This is a genomic window from Azonexus sp. IMCC34839, assembly GCF_047047955.1.
Taxonomy (GTDB): Bacteria; Pseudomonadota; Gammaproteobacteria; order Burkholderiales; family Rhodocyclaceae; genus Azonexus.
Genome location: NZ_CP150631.1, coordinates 3202646 through 3224129 on the forward strand (window position 1 = coordinate 3202646; position 21484 = coordinate 3224129).

The window sequence follows — 21484 nt, forward strand, 5'->3', positions numbered from 1 at the left end:
TTAAACTTTGAAGCCGATACTGAAGAATAGGAAGATTAGTGATGCAGACAACAGTTTCCAAAGAGGGTGGTAAAGCCCTCATTAAACTTAGCGGCCGGTTTGATTTCAATACGCACCGGGAGTTTCGCGGAGCTTATGAGCCTCTGGTGACGGAAAATGACATTCGTGTTGTTGCGGTTGACTTTGCCGGGGTCGATTATCTGGACAGCTCTGCCTTGGGAATGCTTCTTATGCTGCGCGATAAGCTGGGTGGCGCAAATAAGGAAGTATTGCTGACTGGTGTCAGGGGGAACGTAAAGCAGGTGCTTGACATTGCTAATTTTGGCAAATTATTTCAGATTTCTTGAATTGTGCGGGTTGTTTCGTTATTCTTGGTGATTCGTCTAGCATCGTGTTTTATATTGCGCTCTGTTATTGTTGAAGCGGCACAGAATGTTGAGCTGTTGGTCGAGAGTCTTTGCTATGCGGTTATTGGTAAGGCCAGCGGGAGAAAGAAATGTCTGAACTACTGAAAAATATTGATGCACGTACCAAGCTGGCAGGAACAAACAAGCTTGAGATTCTTCTGTTTTTCCTTGGGGTCGATCAGCGTACCGGGCGAAGAGAGACCTACGGCATAAACGTCTTCAAAGTCCGTGAAGTCATGCGGACTCCTGCTATTACGGCTGCGCCGGAAATGCCCAGTTCCGTTGAGGGCATGGTGAGCTTGCGTGGAGCTTTGGTTCCGGTAATCGATCTTGCAAAATATTCTGGGATTTCGGCAGATACCCCGCGAGAGATCATGATCGTAACCGAATATAACGGCCACACACAGGGGTTCTTGGTTGAGGGGGTGGATACGATTCTCCGCTTGGACTGGAGCAAAATGCGGGTGCCTCCCGAGATGCTGACCGTACAAACGGGTGGTCTTGTGACCGCGGTAACTGAGCTTGAAGATGGCCGTTTGGTCATGATGATGGATGTCGAAAAGGTCCTTTCGGAAACGACCAATATTGACAACGATCTGATTTTCAAGAGTGTTGTTCCGGTCGATCGTCCTGACTGCACGGTGTTTTATTGTGATGACTCAAGTGTCGCGAGAAAGCAGATTGAGCGAACACTTGAAGCAATGGGTGTGAAAGGTGTTGCCGCTGTTAACGGGCGGAAAATGTGGGATGAGTTGGAGAAGGTCGCAACCTATGCGCAATCGATAGGAAAGCCTGTTTCCTCGATTGTGAGTTTGGTGTTGACGGATATTGAGATGCCAGAAATGGATGGATATATCCTGACCAAAAGACTGAAGTCTGACCCGCGTTTTAACGGAGTGGCGGTTGTAATGCACTCCTCTCTGTCTGGGATGTCGAATCAGCAGTTGGGATTGTCGGTTGGGGTCGACGAATACGTGCCGAAGTTTGAACCGCAGCGCCTTTCGGAAACGTTAGCCAGGCGACTTGGAGTTGGCGGCTCGTTGGAGCCGGTGGCGGCATAAAAGGGGCTGAGATGACCTACGCAGAAAACAAGAACTTGCTAGAAAGCGTTGATGCAAGAACTCGCTTGGCCGGGTCGAACAAGATGGAGATTCTCTTGTTCTCTCTTGGGACGAGGGAGATTTTCGGAATCAACGTATTTAAGGTGCGCGAAGTCGGAAGGACTCCGCACATTACAAAAACGCCGAATATGCCTCGTGGCGTAGAAGGGTTGATTTCGTTGCGTGGCAACGTGATCCCGGTCTTGTCGCTTGCCCCCTTCCTTCAACTCGATGGTGTGCCACCAGGCTTGGGCAAGACGATGATGGTGGCTGAGTACTCAAAGCGTACTTTAGGGTTTTTGGTCCACGAGGTGGACCGGATCATCCGCGTGGATTGGGAGCGTGTAAAAGCTCCGGAGAGCGTTCTGAGTGCTAACCACGGTTTGATTACCGCCGTAATCGAATTAGAAGATGGGGGTTTGGTCTCAATCCTCGACGTGGAGCAAATTCTATCGAATGCTTTCGGTGAAGCGATGATCGTCGATATCGTCCCTGCTCGAGTCGATCCCGATACTAGCGTTTTCTTCGTAGATGACTCAATCGTTGCGCGGCGGAAGATATCCGAGGTGCTGGATAAGTTAGGGGTAAGGCATAAGCACGCGACAAATGGATTGGAGGCTTGGACCCGCCTGCAAGGAATAGCGGCTCATTCGCATCAAATGGGTAGAAATATTCGGGATGATATCCGTCTAATTTTGGTAGATGCAGAGATGCCTGAAATGGATGGGTATGTCCTGACCAAAAATATTAAGTCAGACCCTAGGTTCGAAGGTGTTCCTGTGGTGATGCACTCTTCCCTCTCCTCCGAAGCCAATAGGGCTATGGGCAAGTCAGTTGGTGTCGATGCTTATGTTGCCAAATTTGATGCTGAAGCCTTGGCGGATACGTTGCGCCCGCTGATCGAACGATAAATATTAAGTAATTGGAGTGCTGCATGGCTGCTGATCCGAAAATGAGATTTCTGGTGGTGGACGATTTTTCCACCATGCGTCGAATTGTTCGCAATCTTCTTAAAGAACTGGGCTTCACTAATGTCGATGAGGCTGAAGATGGGGCAATTGCGCTTCAGAAATTGCAGGCAGGGGGGTTCGAGTTTGTGGTGACCGATTGGAATATGCCCAATATGGACGGGCTGACTCTCTTGCAGACCATTCGCGCTACTCCAAATCTGAAGCATCTGCCTGTTCTGATGATTACGGCTGAAGCAAAGAAAGAAAACATCATTGCCGCCGCGCAAGCTGGGGCAAGTGGCTACATTGTCAAGCCTTTTACGGCAGGAACGCTTTCAGAAAAGTTAACCAAGATTTTCGAGAAAATGGGGCAGTAGTTTAGGGGGCGCTCATGACGGCAAATAATGACTCATCAGATTTGGAAGCGCTGTTCGATTCGATAGCCTCCGATTACGCTGCGCCTGCACCGCAAGCGCCTGCTCCCACTCCGCAGCCCATTTCGTCGACAACCTCTGCAATAGGGGACAGTGATGAGTTGCAAGCGCTGTTTGACAGTGTCGCAGCGGAGAACGTTGTTGTTGAAGAGGAAGGGGCGCCGGCAGATTCCTGCGACGGGGCGGATGGTTGGCCAAAACAGGAGGCTGTATTTAACCGCATTGGTCACATGGCTCGAGCGTTGCACGATACGCTGGGGCAACTTGGCTATGACAAATTAATTGAAAAAACCGTTTCGGCGCTACCTGATGCGAAAGACCGCTTGGCGTATGTGGCTAATCTGACTGAGCAGGCGGCTTGCAGGGTGTTGAATGCGACGGACGTTGCTGGCCCGCTCGTTGATGACATCGGTAATGCTGCGCAGGCTTTGACTGAGAGGTGGGATAGTGTTTTCGCCAATCAGATTGGGCCAGAGGATTTCAGGAAGCTTGCGATCGAAACGCGCGCTTTTCTGAAAGATCAGGTTCCGACGAAAACGCAAGCTGTACACGCGCAATTGACCGAAATCATGATGGCTCAGGATTTTCAGGATCTGACCGGTCAAGTAATTAAGAAAATCGTTACGTTGGCTCAGGAGTTGGAAAGCGGTTTGATGGGCGTTTTGCTCGAAGTGGTTCCAGACACCAAGCGTACGGACGAGGTTGAAAGTTTGATGAACGGACCGGTCATCAATGCGGAAGGTAGAAGCGACGTGGTGGTGAATCAAGAGCAGGTAGATGATCTGCTTGAAAGTCTCGGTTTCTAAGGAGAGGTGTCATGAGCGATTTTTCCGGAATGGAAGATCTGTTGCAGGATTTCCTGCAGGAGGCCCATGATTTGCTGTCCGATGTCGACAACAAATTGGTTGACCTTGAGAAAACTCCAGATGATAAGGGGTTGCTGAATGACATATTTCGCGGGTTTCATACCGTTAAGGGCGGTGCGGGCTTTCTGAATGCCACTGAGTTGGTCACTCTCTGCCATCTGACGGAAAATCTATTCGATCGCCTGCGTAACGGCGAATTGGAGCTGACTCCCGAGTTGATGGATGTCATCATGGCTGCGACAAAAGGGGTTCGGGATATGTTTGGGGAGTTGGGGCAAATGGTGCAGCCTCAACCTGCCGACTCCGGCATTATCGCTGCTCTTCAAGGAGCTTTGAGTGGAGAGCTGCCGGGGGCAGTAGCAGTGCAGCCGGTCAAACCTGAAGCGGGCCCAATGAATAGCGACCAGGGGAGCTCTGATGAGCCGGATTGGAGCGTATTGCACGCTGCGGTAACAGGTGGTGCAGATCAGTCCAAGGAGCCTGAAGTAATAGTTAGAGGTGAGGTTGCTCCGGTTCAACCGGCTAAAGAGCCGGTGGGTGCGGTTACAGCACCCTCGGAAACAGCGCAGTCTCCTTTCGGTCGTCGTTCTACGGATCGTCCAGGGGGGGCGCCTGCAACGGCCAGGCGTGCAGAAGAGCGGGTGCGCGAAAATACAATACGTGTCGACACTTCCCGTCTTGATCAGGTGCTAAACCTGTCTGGTGAGATTGGTCTAACCAAGAATCGCTTGACCAGCTTGCGGGCGGACATCCTTGCCGGTAAGAACGACGCAGATACCTTGCATGCGCTTGATCAGGCGGTCAGCCAATTGGATTTGCTCGTTTCAGATCTCCAAAACTCCGTGATGAAGACGCGGATGCAGCCGATCGGGCGCCTGTTCCAGAAATATCCGCGTATTGCTCGTGATTTGGCTCGTCAGTTGGGTAAGGATGTCGAACTGGTCCTTGCTGGTGAAGAGACAGAAGTCGATAAGACGATGATTGAGGATCTTGCGGATCCTCTGATTCACTTGATTCGCAACGCAGTTGACCATGGGGTCGAAATGCCCGCCGAACGTCAGGCTTCAGGCAAGTCCGTCAAGAGCCTGGTGCGTCTCGAGGCTCGGCAAGAAGGCGATCATATTGTTCTGATAATTGCTGACGACGGCCGTGGTATGAGTGCTGAGCGCATTCGGGCGAAGGCCGTCGATAAAGGGCTTATATCGGAGGAGGAGGCTAATACCCTCGATGAGCGCCAAAGCCTAAACCTTATTTTCCTGCCCGGCTTCTCCACTAAGACCGAAATTTCTGACGTTTCCGGTCGTGGTGTCGGTATGGATGTTGTAAAAACCAATATCCAGAAGCTCAACGGCTCTATCGAGATTCGCTCCGAGCCTGGCAAGGGGTCTGTATTTCTGATTTCGCTACCGTTGACGCTGGCCATTTTGCCTGTCTTGCTGGTTTTGTTGGGGGACCAGCCATTTGCGCTACCGTTGTCGTTGGTTCGTGAAATATTGCCGATTGAGCAAGGGCGAATCCAGGAGGTTGGAGGCAAGGAGACGTTGGTGGTCCGAGGTGAGGTTTTGCCAGTGATATCGTTGGCGCGTCTCCTGGGGTGGCCGCTTGAGCGCTATCCGGAGTATGGGGTGTTGATGCAGACTGCTGAGCGCAGCTTCATACTCGGCGTGGATAGCTTTGCTGGTCGTGACGATGCGGTTATCAAGTCTCTGGAGGACTTCCGTCCGAAGGGGGTTGCCGGTGTGACGACCCTTTCGAACGGTCAAATCGTTCTGATTCTCGACATGAAGGAGTTGTTGGCTGATATTGGCCAGCATTCGGATATGGGATCAATGCGTATGCTCGATTTCGCCTAATACTTCTTTAGAGTCAACGGTTTGAGAGGAGGCTTGCCTCCTCTTTTTCTTTTTGTGGGTTCACCATGTTGTCATGGGTTTACGCTCCCATACTAGAATCGTTGTAAAAATATTGGTGTACCTATTTAATTTTCTTGGTTTTTTTCTATAATAGCCGTCATAAACACCTTGGACGGCCATGGCTGAAGACAGCGATCTCGAGAAAACCGAAGAGCCAACCGGCAGGCGGCTCGATCAAGCTCGCGAGAAGGGGCAGGTTCCTCATTCGCGTGAGTTGGGGGCGTTTTTGGTGCTGGCAGTTGCTGCTGCTGCAATTTGGTCTATGGGGGGCTGGTTCTTTCAGCGAATCCAGAAAATCATGCTGCACGGACTGTCTGTGGATTCGCAATATGCTCGCGAGACCGGGTTGATGTTGCCCCGTTTGGCCGAGATTTCGACTGACGCTCTATGGGCGTTTTTCCCTTTGTTGGCGCTGTTGCTGTTTGCTGCAGTGCTGCCCCCGTTCTTTATGAATGCTTGGATATTCGCGCCAGGCACAATCGCACCGGATTTGTCGCGTATAAGCCCATTGGCTGGATTTGGCCGTATGTTTTCTTGGGGGAGCCTAATGGAGTTGGCCAAGGCTCTTCTAAAGGCAGTTCTGGTTGGTGGGTTGGCTGCTCTGTTAATTTGGAAAGAGCGTGACGAGATTTTTGGTTTGCTTGCTGAGCCCTTGGAAGCGGGGTTGGGTCATGCGGGCGAATTGCTGGTGTTTTCTTTTTTCATGCTTGTTGCGGTTCTCTTGTTGGTTGTTGCGGCTGATGTGCCATTTCAAATCTGGCAATACATTAACAAGCTGAAAATGACCAAAGAAGAGGTCAAGCAGGAAATGAAGGAGATGACGGGGGATCCTCATGTGAAGGGGAGAATCCGGAGTCTGCAAATGCAAGCGGCACGCCGTCGAATGATGGCAGCGGTTCCAAAAGCAAACGTGGTTGTTACCAATCCGACGCATTTTGCGGTTGCCTTGTCGTATTCGGTAGGGATGGCTGCGCCAAAAGTGGTGGCTAAGGGAATGGATGCGCTCGCATTGAAAATACGAGAAATCGCCAGTGACAACTCGGTCCCGATCATGGAGGCGCCACCTTTGGCGCGTGCTCTGTACAAACACGGCGAACTTGATCAGGAAATCCCTTCTGCACTTTACAGTGCTGTTGCTGAAGTGTTGGCGTACATCTATCAGTTGGCCAACTGGCGTCAGGCTGGCGGGGCTTATCCCTTGCCGCCGCGTGATATTCCAGTTCCCAGTGAATTGGTGCCGGAGGCAATCTGATGGCTACTTCAACTATGCGCCTTCAGAATATCCTCGGGCGTCTGAATTTGACTCAATTGGCAGCGCCAGTGCTGATCTTGATGATCCTGGCGATGATGGTGCTGCCGTTGCCGGCCTTCGTTTTGGATGTGCTATTCACATTCAATATCGCAATTTCGGTTTTGGTATTGCTGGTGGCTGTAAATACACAGAAAACCTTGGATTTTTCAGTATTTCCCACAGTGTTGCTCGTTACCACGTTGCTGCGTCTCTCTCTTAACGTCGCCTCGACTCGTGTGGTCATGTTGCAGGGGCATACCGGGCCAGATGCCGCAGGTAAGGTGATTGAGGCATTTGGACATTTTCTGGTTGGCGGGAATTTCGCAGTAGGTATAGTCGTTTTCCTGATTCTGGTTGTGATCAACTTTGTCGTTATCACGAAGGGTGCCGGACGTGTGGCCGAAGTGTCGGCGCGATTTACTCTCGATGCCATGCCTGGCAAGCAAATGGCGATCGATGCGGATCTCAATGCTGGTTTGATCGGGGAAGAAGAGGCCCGCCGACGTCGTACCGAAATTGCTCGCGAATCTGAATTTTTTGGTTCAATGGATGGTGCATCAAAGTTCGTGCGTGGGGATGCCGTAGCAGGGATCATCATCATGTTGCTGAATGTCGTCGGTGGCTTAGTGGTCGGCGTTTTGCAGCACGATATGCCAATTGCGATGGCTGCAAAAAACTACACGCTGCTCACTATCGGCGATGGTTTGGTGGCGCAGATTCCGGGGCTCATCATCTCAATCGCCGCTGGTATGGTGGTGACGCGCGTTTCCGATGACAAGGATATTGGTCAGCAGGTGCTCGGCCAAATGCTGAGAAACGGCAAGGTCATCGCTGTTACGGCTGGAATTATTGGATTCCTTGGTCTTATTCCTGGTATGCCGAATATGGTTTTTCTGGGCTTGGCATCCGGTTTGGGGTGGTTCGCCTGGAAAATGCTGGAGGCGGAGCGGCAGACTACTGCGCAACCCCTGAAGGTGGCGCCGGCGCCAGCCCCGGAAGTGGTTGAGGCTAGCTGGAGCGACGTTGCACCACTGGATGTGTTGGGACTTGAAGTCGGTTACCGGTTAATCCCATTGGTGGATAAGTCTCAAGACGGGGAATTGCTGAGGCGGATTCGAGGGATCAGAAAGAAATTTGCACAAGAGGTGGGGTTCCTTGTTTCGCCGGTGCATATTCGAGACAACCTTGAACTGAAACCGAATGCTTACCGGATCCTCCTCAAAGGTGTCGAGGTGGGGGGCGGTGAGGCTTATGCGGGGCAGTATTTAGCCATTAACCCTGGAAAAGTCATCGGTACTTTGAAAGGTACTGCCACCACAGACCCGGCTTTTGGGTTGCCTGCCATCTGGATCGAAGCAGGTTTGCGCGATCAGGGGCAGGCATATGGCTATACAGTCGTTGATGCTTCGACAGTGGTAGCGACGCATTTGAACCATTTGATTTTGACCCATGCGGCGGAATTGCTTGGGCGCCAGGAAGTGCAGCAACTGCTCGATCATCTTGCGAAAGAAATGCCGAAACTGGTCGAGGACCTCGTTCCGAAGGTCGTGCCGCTGGGCGTCCTGCAAAAAGTCTTGCAGGGGTTGTTGGAAGAAGGGGTTCACATTCGCGACATGCGGACCATCATCGAGGTGGTCGCGGATCATGCGCAACGAACGCAAAACCCCGACGATCTTGCGACCCAGGTACGAGTCGCATTGGGGCGCGCGATCACTCAGCAACTCTTCCCAGGCGCTGGCGAGCTTCAGGTTATGTCCCTGGATCCGAGCTTGGAGCGGTTGCTGATGCAGGCAGTATCCGGAGGCGGCGAAAACGCGAGTTTCGAGCCAGGATTGGCCGATACCTTGGTTCGTGAAACTGCTGCTGCTTCCTCACGCCAGGAGTCACTGGGCCTTCCAGCGGTTCTACTGGTCCCGCCCAGCTTGCGCGTATTACTTTCACGTTTCCTGCGCCGTAGCGTGGCGCAGCTGAAGGTCCTATCTCATAACGAAGTGCCGGAAAACCGGATTATCAAGGTGACCTCGATCATCGGAGGTAAAACATGAACGTCAGAAAATTCATCGCTGCCAACGCTCGAGATGCCTTGAAAAAGGTAAAGGAAACACTGGGCAACGATGCCATCATCCTATCAAATCGTGGGGTGCCTGGCGGTGTCGAAATTATGGCGGTCGCCGCGCGTGATATGGCGATGATCGTGCCAGCGGTGTCTTCTGATGCTCCCGTTAAGAGCAGGCAAACTCTGGGAGATTTGCCCGATGATGAGATGGAAGATTATCGGGTTTCGCTGGGTGCGGCCAGGGCAGCAGCCGCGCCGCGTAACGACCCAAAACAACCGTTAGAGGTTAATCGTCCCCGGGTTCAGGTAAATGTTGCTACACCGCCAAGAGACAATAATGCACCTCTGGTTAACGCAGCAATTCCGCGTACTGGCGCGTTACGCGGCCCGGAATTTGCTCGTTTGGGAACGTCCACCGCAGCAGTCACGCCGAATGCCGAAAAAACTGTTCAAGATTCTGTAAGTCGTCCGTCGATACCCTCCGCGCGGAGAGTCGAAGCGGATGTCGTTCCATTTGAGGTCATGGAAGAAATACGATCTCTTCGGAAAATCGTCGAACAACACCTCGCCGGATTTGCTTGGGGGGAGGCTTCTCGTAGCCAGCCGGTTAAAACCGAAATCCTCCGACAGATGCTGGATTCAGGATTTTCGCCTCAGTTCGCACGTGAACTGCTCGGTGATCTTCCGCAAGAAATGAGTGCCGGAGAGGCGATGGCGTGGGTCAAAGGGGCTGCAGATCGTTCCCTGAGAACCATCACCGCTGAAGACGATATTGTCGATCGCGGCGGAGTCTACGCTTTGGTCGGACCGACAGGGGTGGGTAAGACGACGACGACCGCAAAGTTGGCGGCACGCTGTGTACTCCGGCATGGTCCGAGCAAGGTTGCACTGATTACGACCGACGGATACCGGATCGGTGCCCATGAGCAGTTGCGAATTTATGGCCGGATTCTCGGGGTGTCAGTCCATCTGGTTAAAGATGCTTTGGAGTTGCGACAAACACTAGCTGAACTGCAAAACAAACATATGGTACTCATCGACACGATGGGTATGAGCCAAAAGGATAAGTTGGTTCCTGAGTTAACCGACATGTTGGCTGGATGCGCAGTTCAGCGTCTGCTGCTCCTTTCGTCAACTTCCCGTGGTGATACCTTGGACGATGTGGTTAAAGCTTATCAAGGGGATGGCTTGGCCGGATGTGTCCTGACGAAGATCGATGAGGCCGCAAGTCTGGCGACGGCGCTTGATGTTATCATGCGCCATGGTTTGCGTTTGACCTATGTATCCAACGGGCAGCGAGTACCCGAAGATTTGCACCTGCCAAATCGCGGTTATTTGCTCCATCGCGCCTTCAAGGATGTTCCGGATAACTCCGCTTATCGCTTGGAAGGGTTGGAGCCTGGGCTGATGATGGCCAATGCCGGATTGGTCGCCAATGGAGGCGGCCGTGGCTGACTTTCGGGGCGACCAGGCCGCCGGATTACGGCGCCTGCTCGGTGCTGGGCAACTTCAAGCGATAACTTTCGTCGCGGGTTGCGAGGGCGTGGCGAAAAGCATCGCCGTGGCCAACATCGGAGCCGCATTGGCTCGGCTCGGTAAAGAGGTGTTAATCGTCGATGAGCATACGTCGAGCGATAACGTGGCCTCTTTGTTCGGTATGTCCTCAAATTACGACTTGCTCCATGTGGTTCAACATGAAGCGACACTCCCTCAAGTGTTGCTTCAGCCAATGGCCGGTTTGCGCATTCTTCAGGCGGCACGGGCAGTAAGGAAGCTTGGGCGCCTAACTGGCGCTCAGCAACAAGCGCTGTTGAACGCGATGGCTAGATTGGATCATCCGGTGGATGTCATCTTGGTCGATGCGGCAATGTCCCATCCCCAGGGGTTCTCGCCATTTGGTTTGGCGTCACGTGAAACTGTGGTGGTTGTTTCGGGGAATAGTGCTTCGATTACGGAGGCATATGCTCTGATAAAGAAAATCAGCCAGGCATATGCGCGCAAGCATTTCCGCATCTTGGTCAATAAGGTCCGCAGCCAGCCAGATGCTCGCTCAATCTACGAAAACATAGCCCAAGTCGCTGTTCGACGCGGTATCGCGCAACTGGACTACGTTGGTGCTGTCCCACATGACGAGGCGGTCAAGATGGCGGGGCAATTCTGCCGACCAGTGGTTGTGCAATTGCCTGACTCAGCTGCTTCTATTGCATTCAGAGAAATGGCGGCAGATATGGTGCATTGGGGCAATCAGGAGCGAGACGCCGGTGGGGTCGAGCAGTTCATGCAGCAGCTGCTACACTTGAGCCAACGAGTTACACCGAATCAATTCAGAGTTTGATGTATACCCCTACCGGGCAACCAGAACGGGAGCAGTTGGTTCAGCGCTTTATGCCGCTGGTGAAGCGTATCGCTTATCATTTGATGGCGAGATTGCCACCAAGCATACAGTTCGAAGATTTAGTACAGAACGGAATGCTTGGTCTACTTGATGCCATCGACCGGTACCAGGAAGGCTTCGGCGCGCAGTTTGAGACCTACGCGACACAAAGAGTGCGTGGCGCGATGCTGGATGGACTTCGCGAGAATGATTGGCTACCCCGAAATTTGCGGCGGGAACTTCGTCGTATCGAAACTGCCATCAATCAGTTAGAGCATGTGCACGGCCGGGCGCCGTCCGAACGTGAGTTGGCGGATACTCTCGGAATGTCGCTTTCCGACTATCAAAAAACTCTTCAGGAAGCGCGTGGACACCAGTTAGTGTATCTGGAAGATTTTTCCGGTGAAGGGGATGAGGATTTTTTGGAGCGCCATTTCACCGATGATGATTCCAATCCTGCAAATATATTTGAAGATCAAAGCCTCAAAAAGCAACTCGTTGATGCCATTGCTCGGCTTCCAGAACGTGAAAAGCTGATGATGGCATTGTATTATGAGCAAGACCTGAATTTGCGTGAGATAGGCGAAGTCATGGGGGTGACAGAGTCTCGTGTTTGCCAGTTGCACAGTCAGGCGATAACACGCTTGCGAAGCCAGATTGCCGGTGAACTCCCCGCTGCGAAAAAACGACGCAAGGAGAAGGCGCTTGGATAAAATCAGTCTGGCGGGAATCGTTCTCGGCCTGATTGCCGTTTTGGGGGGACAATACCTCGAGGGGGGGCACATCGGCGCCTTGGTGCAACCGACGGCATTGTTGATCGTTCTCGGTGGAACCTTGGGGGCTGTGTTGTTGCAAAGTCCAATTCACATCTTCAAACGTGGTTTGAAGATGGTGAAATGGGTCTGGATTCCGCCGGTCATTGAACAGAAACGTCAAATCGATCAAATCCTCTCGTGGAGCCAGCTTTCCCGACGAGAGGGGCTGCTTGCATTAGAAAACTATTTGCCTGGGGTCAAGGACGAATTTGTCCGTAAAGGCTTGCAGCTCTTGGTTGATGGTGCTGATCCGGAAAGAATCCGCGAGTTGCTTGAAGTGGATATCAACACGTTCGAGGATGAGTGGCGCCAGTCTGCAAAAATCTGGGAGTCGGCCGGCGGCTATTCTCCGACTATCGGTATCCTTGGTGCCGTGATGGGGTTGATACACGTTATGGAGAACCTGTCCGACCCGACTAAGCTTGGAGCTGGGATCGCTGTGGCTTTCGTCGCAACGATCTATGGTGTTGGATTGGCGAATCTGGTGTACTTGCCTATCGCAGGTAAGTTGAAGTACTACATCGCCCGGATGGTTGCTACGCGCGAAATGGTGATCGACGGATTGGTTGGGATTGCGGTTGGCGACAATCCCCGTATTATCGAAGGACGTTTGCGGGGCTATCTCCTGTAATGCGCAGAAAACGCCGCGAGGAAGAGCACGAAAACCACGAACGTTGGCTGGTTTCGTACGCGGATTTTATTACGTTGTTGTTCGCGTTTTTTGTCGTAATGTATGCGATTTCTTCGGTCAATGAAGGGAAGTACAAGGTTCTGTCGAACTCGTTGGTGAACGCCTTCAAGAACGTTACCGGCGAACCAGGTGGACAGCCCATTGCTCCGATTACAGGTGCACCTGTCATGCCACCCAAACCAATCGCCAAGCCAGATCGTCTGCCAGAGGCGAAACGGGGTGAGGAAGTAAAGACCGAGCAGCGACAAAAAATGAAGAATGTCGCAAGCGATATCATGAATGCCTTACAGCCCTTGATCGCGCAAGGGAAGGTTCGTTTGCTCGAGACCAGCCGCGGCGTCACGATCGAGATCAACGACAGCATCCTGTTCCCGCCTGGTCAGGCTAAATTGCAGCAGGCATCGACAAGCGCAATGCTGGCTATCGCCAATGTGCTGGCAGCGTCTGATTTTCCGATTACGATTGAGGGGCATACCGATAATGTTCCGATATCTACTCCGCAATTTCCATCAAATTGGGAGCTGTCGGCGATGCGAGCCACCACTGTCCTGCGTCTTTTTAACGATGGTGGTGTTGGCGCAGAGCGATTGACCGCCATCGGTTATGGTGAGACCCGCCCGGTTGAGACGAATACAACGCCCGAGGGAAGGGCGAGGAACCGCCGAGTTAGTATCCTTATCGACTCCAATCGCCCAGAAGAGCCGACTGAGCTTCCCGGTCAGCAACAGGTTAGTACGTCGGGAGTGGTGAGATAGTCGGCGCGCGACTCAGGCTAAGTCGATAATACGGCTGCCAGTATTGCCATTGGCTTGGCCGTTACTCCCATACAGGGGGCCTGCATCTGCTGCAGGTATTAAGCTGGCCAGCAATTCCTTGGCGTTACGCAGATGCATGTCCACTAATTGGGTGTTCAGAGCGTTCAGTTGCTTGGCGTGTCGAGCCTTTTCGAGCAGCGCGCGCCAGAGAGGAGCGACAGTATCGCGTTCCTCTTGGGGGATTGGCCAATCGATCGGTGCAGATTCACTACTTCGTGAGATATTGCCAACGGTCTGGCGAAGTTCGTTATCGAGGTCATTCAGCACCTGAATTCGCTGGTTTTTTTTCTCGGCCAGTTCTGGCAGCGATTCGGTCTGTCCGCACTTTAATGCGTTTTGTTCTTCTGCGAGCAAAAGGATGAACTCATCAAGGAGTTCCAACTCCTTTCCCAATAGCAAAACCAGATTGCTCATCACGCTTGGCGTGCGTTGCTTTTGCTAACCAGGTCGCGTGCAGACTCAATCAGGCTATTGGCGATGGCTTCAGGATTGATCGTAAAACGTCCTTCTGCTATGGCTTGCTTTATTTCCTGTATCCGGGCCATATCCATGGGATAGTCCTGATCGCTCTGGAGGCTGCCAGCGAAAGAACTCAGGCTAACAGCATCTTGTTTGCTTGTAGCAGGAGTGCTTTGCGCGGTATTTGGCTTGAGTGCCGCACCAGTGCCAATTGGCTTGTATGTGTTGTCGATCTTCATGATTTAAATAATCTTTTAGTCCTGAATCAATTTACGGCGCGTTCAGCCAGAACTTTAGCTCAAAAAACAATAATTACACTGCCATCTTTTTGTGCAATCCCGGAAATCGTCTGTCCGGATGGCATCCGGACTTGGGCTGCCTGGCCTTCGGCAGCATTGTTTAGGGCTTGCCCCTCGCTACTGATCGAAAACCCATTGCCTTGGGAGATGATTTTTACCAATTGTCCTTGCCGGACGACCCAGGGGCTCTGTAAATGATCGGCACGCAAAGTTTGTCCCGCACCCAGCGAGTTGCGCAGTTGCTTACCAACCGCCGTTTCAATATCTGCAATCGCGCCAGTGGGTAGGCTGGAGATATCTCCTTTTGTCACCAGGATGTCGTTTGCTTGAACAATCTGACCAGCTGCCAATGCTCGATTCAGCGTCAGGTAGGTTCCAGTAATAGATATTTGTACCGGGACAAGTACGCTCCATCGGTGAGGGTGGTTGCAGCGTATCCCGATGTATACACGCCCAATCAAGCGTGCTCCTGCAGGGAGAAATGCCTCTGGTGCTTCGCAGTCGGGAAGGCGGCTAGTGTCAATGTTGCCAACATTGACCTTTGCCTCGCCCTTATTTCCGCTCAACTGCTGGAGAACGAAATGTTGGGCAGTCTCGGAAATCCGTTTTCCGTCTAAAGCCAATAGGGGATAGGGCAAAAGCAAGGCCAGTAAAACGAGAAGTTGTTGAAGTCTACGCATGTCGCCATTTTGCCTGAGCGGAGATGTAGGTGCCAATTTGCCGGCAAAGATTGCCGATGAGTCGATCATGGACATGTACGTCGCTGAATTTTCGACTTATTTTTACTGGCATGATCAATGCTTTTGAATTGCTGCTTCGAAAGGTAACCCATGTCATCCATCAGCCAGAATTTTGCGGTATTCAGCCAAGCGTTAAATCTACGAACGATGCGCCATCAGGTGCTTGCGTCGAATATTGCGAACGCTGATACGCCGAATTACAAAGCTCGAGATTTCAGCTTCGAGGAAGCCATGCGAGGTGCGATGAGTTCTGACAATGTCGGGCGAGGTCTCGAAATGGCGAAAACCGACCGGGGACACTTGAATGGAAATGGCAGTGGTTCAGTTCAGATGAAATATCGCTCAGACACACAGTCTGCAGTCGATGGCAACACCGTCGATATGGACGTTGAGCGTACCCATATTGCAGATAACGCTGTCCAATACCAGATACTTACCCAATTGATCGGCGATAAGTTCAAGGGCTTGAGGACAGCCATGACGCCTACGAACGGTTGAGAAAATCATGAGCTTGTTTAACGTCTTTCAGGTTTCTTCAAGTGCAATGACAGCCCAGTCAATGCGCTTGAATGCTGTAGCCTCAAATCTCGCCAACGCAGACAGCATTGTTTCCTCCGATGGGAAGCCATACCGAGCAAAGCAAGTGGTGTTTGAAACGATACCGGTTAATGGTGGGGGCGATGTCTCAAAGGGCGTTCGAGTTCGGCAAGTCGTCGAAGATGCTTCCCCGCTGCGTATGGTTTATGACCCCCGAAATCCGGCCGCAGATGAAAAAGGGTATGTCGCCTTTCCGAATGTGAATGTGGTCGAGGAAATGACCAACATGATTTCGGCTTCACGTTCATATCAGACGAACGTCGAAGTGATGAACACCGCTAAATCAATGATGCTGCGTACGCTGCAAATTGGTCAGTCCTGATTGGAGCTAATGAGATGAGCACAGTTAATGCGACAAACAGCGAGAACAGTAAAGTTTTCGCTGCGTTGAATGGGAGCAGTGGTTCCTCGAGTCAATCGTCTTCCGCTGCAGACATGCAAGATAACTTTCTGACCTTGTTCGTTACTCAACTGAAGAACCAGGATCCGTTGAATCCGATGGACAACGCGCAGATGACAACCCAATTGGCGCAAATCAGTACCTTGAAAGGTATTGAAGCCATGAATACTTCGCTAAGCAGTCTTCTTTCCGCCTACAACACGTCTCAGGCCTTGCAGGCGGCTGGTGCGATTGGGTCTCAAATTTTGGTTGAGGGAACAGGGCTGACCTTGAGTGGTGGAAATGCCCAAGGTGGGGCTACGTTGGCTTCGCCTGCTGATTCCGTTGTTCTAACCATCAAGGACGCTTCTGGTCGCGTGGTACAAACCGAGGAGCTTGGAAAGCAGGAGGCAGGGACGATTGCTTTCAGCTGGGATGGAAAGAACAGTGCGGGGGTACAGCAAGCGGATGGTCAATATACGTTCTCGGTGAAAGCCACCTCTGGTGGTGCTTCGGTCAACGCAACCCCGGTTCAGGTGGGTAAGGTGGCTGCTGTCGTGAAGAGCGGGTCTTCTTTTGTGCTCGAACTGACGACTGGACAGACCGTCGCGTTCGACAAAGTTTTGCAATTCATGTAATTCTCGGAGGCAGCGATGGCATTCCAACAAGGGCTTAGTGGCCTCAATACTTCTTCCAAAGCGCTGGACGTAACCAGCAACAACATCGCTAATGCGAGTACGGTTGGTTTCAAATCTGCGGTGTCACATTTCGCCGATGTTTATGCGGCATCCCTTACCGGCGCAGGCGCCTCACAAATCGGCATCGGCTCCAGCCTGAGTGCCATTGCCCAGCAGTTTACCCAGGGCAATATCACGACAACCAGCAACTCGCTGGATATCGCGATCAACGGTCAGGGCTTCTTCCGCTTGAGTCAGGACGGGGCGATTCGCTATAGCCGAAACGGCCAGTTTCATCTGGATGCTCAAGGCTATGTCGTCAACGATAAGCGGGAGAACCTTACCGGTTATTTGGCGGATGCCGGTGGGAATATCATTCCTTCTACTCCGACTGCTATTTTGATTGACCCGACCCCGATTCCGCCGCGCGCTACCGGCTCGACCAATATCGGTGTTTCGTATGCCTTGAATCTCGATTCAACTGCGCAAGTTCCGGCGGTGGCGTGGACCGCCCCAACGGGGGTCAATGCTCCGCAAACCAATACGTATAACTTTACGGATGCAGTAACGATTTACGATAGTCTTGGTAATGCACACACCATGACGATGTATTTTGTTAAGACGGCAACTGCAGGGCAGTGGCAAGTGCATTTTCAGGTCGATGGTACGAGTGAGGCTAATGTGCCGGGTTCTCCTCGAACCCTAAACTTCAACTCAAGCGGCCAATTGACAACCTTGCCAATGCCGATTGCCGGCTTCTCGGTGAACTTGGCTGGTGTCACCGCTGATTTGATTGCGGCGGATCCGACGACTCCGCCGAACAGTGCGGCCCCACTATCCTTCAATCTTGATTTCACCGACTCGACCCAATACGGTGCCGACTTTGCCAACTCAAAGAAGACCCAGGATGGATATAGCGCCGGGCAGCTGACGAGTATGACGGTCGGGCAGGATGGCGTTGTGCAAGGCGTTTACAGCAACGGGCAAACGCGCAATCTGGCCCAGCTTGTGCTGGCGAATTTCCGTAACCCCAATGGATTGATGGCGATCGGCAACAACGATTTCATCGAAACCTCGGACTCGGGGCAGCCCTTGGTTGGTACGCCAAAGTCCGGGACCTTGGGTGTGGTGCAGTCCGGTGCTGTCGAGGACTCGAACGTCGACCTCACGGCGGAGTTGGTAAATATGATCGTTCAACAGCGGAATTACCAGGCCAACGCTCAATCAATCAAGACTCAGGACCAGATCATGCAGACCCTGGTCAATATCCGCTAACAGATAGAGCCCTAATCCAATGGATCGCCTGATTTACACCGCGATGACTGGCGCCAAGCATGCGTTCATGCAGCAGGCCGGTACAGCAAACAACCTTGCCAATGCTAGTACGATTGGCTTCAAGGCGCAGGAGCATCGTTTCCGGGCGGTTCCGATTTTAGGTGAGGGTATGCCGACGCGGGCCTTCGTTGTTGACGCTTCCGTCAGCGACGTTTTGGATGAAGGCCCGTTGATGTTTACGGGGCGTAATCTGGATGTGGCGGTTAACGGTAGAGGATGGATCGCCGTCCAGTTGCCGGATGGTTCGGAAGCTTATACGCGCGCCGGCAGTCTCGATGTTGATGTGACAGGTCTGTTGCAGACGAAAAGCGGCTATACCGTGCAAGGTGATGGCGGGCCAATAAACATACCGCCCGATAACACGATTGAGATTGCCCCGGATGGTACCGTTTCGGTTGTGCCGACGTTTGGCACGCGAAACAACACCAATGCGATCGGCCGAATCAAGCTGGTTAATCCACCAGAAGCGGACTTGGTGCGAGGTGCTGATGGCTTGTTCAGATTACGCAATGGCGAGGCTGCTCCGGCAGATGAGCGAGTGACCCTGGCGCCGGCGGCGCTGGAAGGCAGCAATGTCAATGTAACGGACTCCATGATCAATTTGATTAGTCTGTCACGCCAATTCGAAATGCAGGTCAAGATGTTACAGACCGCCGATACCAACGCGCAGCGTGCAGATCAGCTGCTGTCGCTGAATTCCTGATAGGAAGCAATCATGATTCGTTCCCTGTGGATCGCCAGAACCGGTCTAGATGCCCAGCAAACCCAGCTGGACGTGATCTCAAACAACTTGGCTAACGTCAGTACCAATGGCTTCAAGCGTGCGCGAGCGGTGTTTGAAGATTTGCTCTATCAGACGATTCGTCAGCCAGGTGCCCAGTCTTCGCAGCAGACCCAGGTTCCTGCGGGATTGCAATTGGGTACTGGTGCGCGTCCGGTCTCGACCGCCCGTATCTTTACTCAGGGTAATTTGCAGAAAACCGATAACACCCTTGATGTCGCAATCTCCGGTAATGGTTTCTTTCAGATTCTGCTTCCGGATGGGACGACGGCATATACCCGGGATGGGTCATTTCAGAAAGATAACCAGGGGCAGATCGTTACCTCGGATGGCTATCCATTGCAGCCGAATATCACGATCCCGGCAAACGCTTTGACTGTCAGCATTGGTACCGATGGTACTGTTTCCGTGACCCAGTCGGGTACGGCTGCCACGACGCAGATCGGGAATATCCAGCTGGCGACCTTTATCAATCCGGCTGGCTTGCAGAGCATAGGCCAGAATCTCTTTCTCGAGACCGCTGCGAGCGGTACGCCAACCCCGAATACCCCGGGCACGAATGGTGCTGGCTTGGTAAATCAAACGTATGTCGAGACCTCGAACGTTAACGTGGCGGAAGAGCTCGTGACGATGATTCAAACGCAGCGTGCCTACGAGCTGAATTCGAAAGTGGTTTCAACTTCGGATGCCATGCTGGGTAGACTGACTCAACTGTAAGGAGTAATCATGAGGCCGCTTAAGCATATCGCCTGGATGTTGCTGCTGGCCGGTTGTACTTCGGTTCCTCCGACCAATGTTCACCAACCGATGACAGCGCGCCCAATGCCGCGCATGGAATCCCAGATCGCTAACGGCTCGATCTATCAAGTGGGAACGGGGCGTCCGTTGTTTGAGGATCGGCGAGCGCGTTATATCGGCGACACGATTACGGTGAAAATTACCGAGAGCACGACCGCTTCGACGAAGTCGAATACCAAGCTGGATAAATCAAATACCTCCACGGCGTCAGTCAGTGGTCTAAGCGGATTGCCGGGCAAGGGTTTGCTCGGACTTGACCTGAATGCCTCCAGTGCCAATGCCTTTAGTGGCAAGGGCGAAGCCGCGAACAACAATGTCTTTACCGGCAGCATGACGGTGACGGTTATTGATGTGATGCCAAACGGAAACCTGCTGGTTTCGGGGGAAAAGCAGGTGGCTGTGGGCCATGAGCAAGAGTTCGTAAGAATCTCCGGCGTGGTTAATCCCAGCTATGTCGATTCCTTCAATACGGTCGAGTCCTCGAAGATTGCCGATGCTCGAATTGAATACAAGTCCTCTGGTCAAGTGAGCGAAGGACAGATCATGGGGTGGCTGGCACGGTTCTTCCTTAATGTAATGCCATTCTGAGGATAGTCTCCTGGAGGCACGACATGTTGGAAAAAAGCGGCAATTGGTTCCGAAAAACGGCAATTTTGGCCGTTTGCGTTTTGCCGTTGTTTTCTGCCCCGGCATCGGCGGAACGCATCAAGGATCTGGCCAGTATTCAAGGTGTTCGTAACAACCAGTTGATCGGTTATGGCTTGGTGGTTGGTCTGGATAACACCGGCGACCAAACCACGCAAACGCCTTTTACGACGCAAGCGATCGGCAACATGCTGTCGCAGATGGGGCTGAACCTTACCCAGGAGCAAACGCAGAAGCTGCAATTGAAGAACGTGGCCGGCGTTATGGTGACGGCAAACCTGCCGCCATTTGCCAAGCCCGGGCAGCCTGTGGATGTCACAGTTTCGTCTATGGGTAATGCGAAGAGTTTGCGTGGCGGCACGCTCTTGATGACGCAGCTTAAAGGCGGCGATGGTCAAGTCTACGCAATCGCTCAGGGTAATGTGCTGGTGGGCGGGGCAGGGGCTTCTTCGGGGGGCTCAAAGGTTACCGTGAATCATCTTTCTGCTGGGCGCATTCCGGCGGGGGCGACTGTTGAGCGGGCTGTTCCTACCGCGGTTGGCCAGGGTGGTGCGATTTACTATGAGCTGAATAGCGCTGATTTCGGTACGGCGCAGCGCATTGTCGATGCGATCAATCGCAGTGTTGCGCCCGGAACAGCGCAGGCGATCGACGGTCGTCGCATTGCCGTGAGGGCGCCGGATGATTCCGACGCACGAGTCGCTTTCCTAGGCCGTGTCGAGAATCTTGAGGTCACTCCGGTGCCCGGTCTGGCCAGGGTGATCGTCAATCCGCGTACCGGGTCTGTGGTCATGAACCAGAAAGTGACCTTGGAGCCTTGTGCCGTTGCCCATGGCAACCTCTCGGTCGTCGTTGATGGAGGTCAGCCTCAGTTTGGCAAGTCCGCGGATATCCAGGTCAAGCAGGACAATGGCAGCCTGATGAACGTCAAGGCCGGAGCGAGCTTGGCCGACGTCGTCAAGGCCTTGAACGCGCTAGGCGCCAACCCGATGGATTTGCTGGCAATTCTGCAGGCGATGAAAGCGGCAGGCGCATTGCGTGCCGATCTGGAAATCATCTGAT

At 52.7% G+C, this 21484-nt stretch carries 24 protein-coding genes; 21 read left to right on the forward strand and 3 right to left on the reverse strand.

All coding sequences use genetic code 11. From position 1 onward, the window contains the following. Positions 1-41 precede the first annotated feature (41 nt). From WIF35_RS15670 to motD, 13 genes are all read left to right on the forward strand, one after another. Positions 42-347, forward strand: a complete 306-nt coding sequence (locus WIF35_RS15670) for an STAS domain-containing protein (RefSeq protein ID WP_412479159.1) — start codon at positions 42-44, stop codon at positions 345-347. 149 nt (positions 348-496) lie between these two features. Continuing rightward, complete coding sequence (locus tag WIF35_RS15675; protein ID WP_412479160.1) at positions 497-1468, forward strand: chemotaxis protein; 972 nt, start codon at positions 497-499, stop codon at positions 1466-1468. 11 nt (positions 1469-1479) lie between these two features. Continuing rightward, positions 1480-2418 (forward strand): chemotaxis protein, encoded by a 939-nt coding sequence (locus WIF35_RS15680; protein ID WP_412479161.1) that lies wholly within the window; start codon positions 1480-1482, stop codon positions 2416-2418. A 23-nt stretch (positions 2419-2441) separates the two neighbouring features. Then, a complete protein-coding gene (cheY, locus tag WIF35_RS15685) occupies positions 2442-2834 on the forward strand; it encodes a chemotaxis response regulator CheY (RefSeq protein ID WP_412479162.1) in 393 nt (130 codons plus the stop codon). 14 nt (positions 2835-2848) lie between these two features. After that, positions 2849-3697, forward strand: coding sequence for a protein phosphatase CheZ (gene cheZ / locus WIF35_RS15690; protein ID WP_412479163.1), 849 nt, complete (start codon positions 2849-2851; stop codon positions 3695-3697). Between the two features lie 11 nt (positions 3698-3708). After that, entirely contained in the window at positions 3709-5610 is a 1902-nt protein-coding gene (locus tag WIF35_RS15695; RefSeq protein ID WP_412479164.1) for a chemotaxis protein CheA, read from the forward strand. A gap of 178 nt (positions 5611-5788) precedes the next feature. Beyond that, positions 5789-6922 carry a flagellar biosynthesis protein FlhB gene (gene flhB, locus WIF35_RS15700; protein ID WP_412479165.1) on the forward strand — a complete coding sequence of 378 codons (1134 nt, stop codon included), beginning with the start codon at positions 5789-5791 and terminating at the stop codon, positions 6920-6922. Then, positions 6922-9006, forward strand: a complete 2085-nt coding sequence (gene flhA, locus WIF35_RS15705; RefSeq protein WP_412479166.1) for a flagellar biosynthesis protein FlhA — start codon at positions 6922-6924, stop codon at positions 9004-9006. Before flhB ends, flhA begins: the two co-directional genes overlap by 1 nt. Then, positions 9003-10472 (forward strand): flagellar biosynthesis protein FlhF, encoded by a 1470-nt coding sequence (flhF, locus tag WIF35_RS15710; RefSeq protein WP_412479167.1) that lies wholly within the window; start codon positions 9003-9005, stop codon positions 10470-10472. The genes flhA and flhF overlap by 4 nt, the downstream gene beginning before the upstream one ends. Continuing rightward, entirely contained in the window at positions 10465-11352 is an 888-nt protein-coding gene (locus WIF35_RS15715) for a MinD/ParA family protein (protein ID WP_412479168.1), read from the forward strand. Before flhF ends, WIF35_RS15715 begins: the two co-directional genes overlap by 8 nt. Beyond that, on the forward strand, positions 11352-12104 hold the full coding sequence (locus tag WIF35_RS15720) for an RNA polymerase sigma factor FliA (RefSeq protein WP_412479169.1): 753 nt from the start codon (positions 11352-11354) through the stop codon (positions 12102-12104). Before WIF35_RS15715 ends, WIF35_RS15720 begins: the two co-directional genes overlap by 1 nt. Next, on the forward strand, positions 12097-12837 hold the full coding sequence (locus tag WIF35_RS15725) for a flagellar motor protein (protein WP_412479170.1): 741 nt from the start codon (positions 12097-12099) through the stop codon (positions 12835-12837). The genes WIF35_RS15720 and WIF35_RS15725 overlap by 8 nt, the downstream gene beginning before the upstream one ends. Continuing rightward, the gene (motD, locus tag WIF35_RS15730) at positions 12837-13652 is read left to right on the forward strand and encodes a flagellar motor protein MotD (protein ID WP_412479171.1); all 816 of its coding nucleotides are present in this window, start codon (positions 12837-12839) and stop codon (positions 13650-13652) included. Before WIF35_RS15725 ends, motD begins: the two co-directional genes overlap by 1 nt. A 12-nt stretch (positions 13653-13664) precedes the next feature. Here the strand turns inward: motD and WIF35_RS15735 are convergent, their stop codons facing one another. From WIF35_RS15735 to flgA, 3 genes are read right to left on the reverse strand one after another with little or no spacing between them, the layout of a single operon-like run. After that, positions 13665-14126: a flagella synthesis protein FlgN gene (locus WIF35_RS15735; protein ID WP_412479172.1), complete on the reverse strand. Its 462-nt coding sequence runs from the start codon at positions 14124-14126 to the stop codon at positions 13665-13667. Beyond that, positions 14126-14410 carry a flagellar biosynthesis anti-sigma factor FlgM gene (flgM, locus tag WIF35_RS15740; protein ID WP_412479173.1) on the reverse strand — a complete coding sequence of 95 codons (285 nt, stop codon included), beginning with the start codon at positions 14408-14410 and terminating at the stop codon, positions 14126-14128. Before flgM ends, WIF35_RS15735 begins: the two co-directional genes overlap by 1 nt. A gap of 59 nt (positions 14411-14469) precedes the next feature. After that, positions 14470-15225 (reverse strand): flagellar basal body P-ring formation chaperone FlgA, encoded by a 756-nt coding sequence (flgA, locus tag WIF35_RS15745; RefSeq protein WP_412479174.1) that lies wholly within the window; start codon positions 15223-15225, stop codon positions 14470-14472. Between the two features lie 75 nt (positions 15226-15300). Between flgA and flgB the strand changes: the two genes are divergently transcribed. The 8 genes from flgB to WIF35_RS15785 are packed head-to-tail and all read left to right on the forward strand — an operon-like array spanning position 15301 to position 21483. Beyond that, positions 15301-15708 (forward strand): flagellar basal body rod protein FlgB, encoded by a 408-nt coding sequence (flgB, locus tag WIF35_RS15750; RefSeq protein ID WP_412479175.1) that lies wholly within the window; start codon positions 15301-15303, stop codon positions 15706-15708. A 7-nt stretch (positions 15709-15715) separates the two neighbouring features. After that, complete coding sequence (gene flgC / locus WIF35_RS15755; protein ID WP_412479176.1) at positions 15716-16129, forward strand: flagellar basal body rod protein FlgC; 414 nt, start codon at positions 15716-15718, stop codon at positions 16127-16129. Between the two features lie 14 nt (positions 16130-16143). Then, complete coding sequence (locus WIF35_RS15760; protein WP_412479177.1) at positions 16144-16824, forward strand: flagellar hook assembly protein FlgD; 681 nt, start codon at positions 16144-16146, stop codon at positions 16822-16824. Between the two features lie 15 nt (positions 16825-16839). Continuing rightward, positions 16840-18138 (forward strand): flagellar hook protein FlgE, encoded by a 1299-nt coding sequence (gene flgE, locus WIF35_RS15765; protein ID WP_412479178.1) that lies wholly within the window; start codon positions 16840-16842, stop codon positions 18136-18138. A 19-nt stretch (positions 18139-18157) separates the two neighbouring features. Then, positions 18158-18901, forward strand: a complete 744-nt coding sequence (locus WIF35_RS15770; protein ID WP_412479179.1) for a flagellar basal body rod protein FlgF — start codon at positions 18158-18160, stop codon at positions 18899-18901. Between the two features lie 12 nt (positions 18902-18913). Further along, the gene (gene flgG / locus WIF35_RS15775; protein WP_412479180.1) at positions 18914-19696 is read left to right on the forward strand and encodes a flagellar basal-body rod protein FlgG; all 783 of its coding nucleotides are present in this window, start codon (positions 18914-18916) and stop codon (positions 19694-19696) included. Positions 19697-19705: 9 nt separating this feature from the next. After that, on the forward strand, positions 19706-20365 hold the full coding sequence (locus tag WIF35_RS15780) for a flagellar basal body L-ring protein FlgH (protein WP_412479181.1): 660 nt from the start codon (positions 19706-19708) through the stop codon (positions 20363-20365). Positions 20366-20388: 23 nt separating this feature from the next. Then, the gene (locus WIF35_RS15785) at positions 20389-21483 is read left to right on the forward strand and encodes a flagellar basal body P-ring protein FlgI (RefSeq protein WP_412479182.1); all 1095 of its coding nucleotides are present in this window, start codon (positions 20389-20391) and stop codon (positions 21481-21483) included. The last annotated feature ends 1 nt before the right edge of the window (position 21484 follow it).

Bases quoted from the DNA above. Each gene is read 5' to 3' on its own strand.
- WIF35_RS15680 (WP_412479161.1), top strand. From the start codon at position 1,480: ATGACCTACGCAGAAAACAAGAACTTGCTAGAAAGCGTTGATGCAAGA.
- flhA (WP_412479166.1), top strand. From the start codon at position 6,922: ATGGCTACTTCAACTATGCGCCTTCAGAATATCCTCGGGCGTCTGAAT.
- WIF35_RS15675 (WP_412479160.1), top strand. From the start codon at position 497: ATGTCTGAACTACTGAAAAATATTGATGCACGTACCAAGCTGGCAGGA.
- flgC (WP_412479176.1), top strand. From the start codon at position 15,716: ATGAGCTTGTTTAACGTCTTTCAGGTTTCTTCAAGTGCAATGACAGCC.
- flgG (WP_412479180.1), top strand. From the start codon at position 18,914: ATGATTCGTTCCCTGTGGATCGCCAGAACCGGTCTAGATGCCCAGCAA.
- flhF (WP_412479167.1), top strand. From the start codon at position 9,003: ATGAACGTCAGAAAATTCATCGCTGCCAACGCTCGAGATGCCTTGAAA.
- WIF35_RS15770 (WP_412479179.1), top strand. From the start codon at position 18,158: ATGGATCGCCTGATTTACACCGCGATGACTGGCGCCAAGCATGCGTTC.
- WIF35_RS15695 (WP_412479164.1), top strand. From the start codon at position 3,709: ATGAGCGATTTTTCCGGAATGGAAGATCTGTTGCAGGATTTCCTGCAG.
- WIF35_RS15760 (WP_412479177.1), top strand. From the start codon at position 16,144: ATGAGCACAGTTAATGCGACAAACAGCGAGAACAGTAAAGTTTTCGCT.
- flgA (WP_412479174.1), bottom strand. From the start codon at position 15,225: ATGTCCATGATCGACTCATCGGCAATCTTTGCCGGCAAATTGGCACCT.
- cheY (WP_412479162.1), top strand. From the start codon at position 2,442: ATGGCTGCTGATCCGAAAATGAGATTTCTGGTGGTGGACGATTTTTCC.
- flgB (WP_412479175.1), top strand. From the start codon at position 15,301: ATGTCATCCATCAGCCAGAATTTTGCGGTATTCAGCCAAGCGTTAAAT.
- WIF35_RS15670 (WP_412479159.1), top strand. From the start codon at position 42: ATGCAGACAACAGTTTCCAAAGAGGGTGGTAAAGCCCTCATTAAACTT.
- WIF35_RS15720 (WP_412479169.1), top strand. From the start codon at position 11,352: ATGTATACCCCTACCGGGCAACCAGAACGGGAGCAGTTGGTTCAGCGC.
- cheZ (WP_412479163.1), top strand. From the start codon at position 2,849: ATGACGGCAAATAATGACTCATCAGATTTGGAAGCGCTGTTCGATTCG.
- flgE (WP_412479178.1), top strand. From the start codon at position 16,840: ATGGCATTCCAACAAGGGCTTAGTGGCCTCAATACTTCTTCCAAAGCG.
- motD (WP_412479171.1), top strand. From the start codon at position 12,837: ATGCGCAGAAAACGCCGCGAGGAAGAGCACGAAAACCACGAACGTTGG.
- WIF35_RS15785 (WP_412479182.1), top strand. From the start codon at position 20,389: ATGTTGGAAAAAAGCGGCAATTGGTTCCGAAAAACGGCAATTTTGGCC.
- flhB (WP_412479165.1), top strand. From the start codon at position 5,789: ATGGCTGAAGACAGCGATCTCGAGAAAACCGAAGAGCCAACCGGCAGG.
- flgM (WP_412479173.1), bottom strand. From the start codon at position 14,410: ATGAAGATCGACAACACATACAAGCCAATTGGCACTGGTGCGGCACTC.
- WIF35_RS15735 (WP_412479172.1), bottom strand. From the start codon at position 14,126: ATGAGCAATCTGGTTTTGCTATTGGGAAAGGAGTTGGAACTCCTTGAT.
- WIF35_RS15780 (WP_412479181.1), top strand. From the start codon at position 19,706: ATGAGGCCGCTTAAGCATATCGCCTGGATGTTGCTGCTGGCCGGTTGT.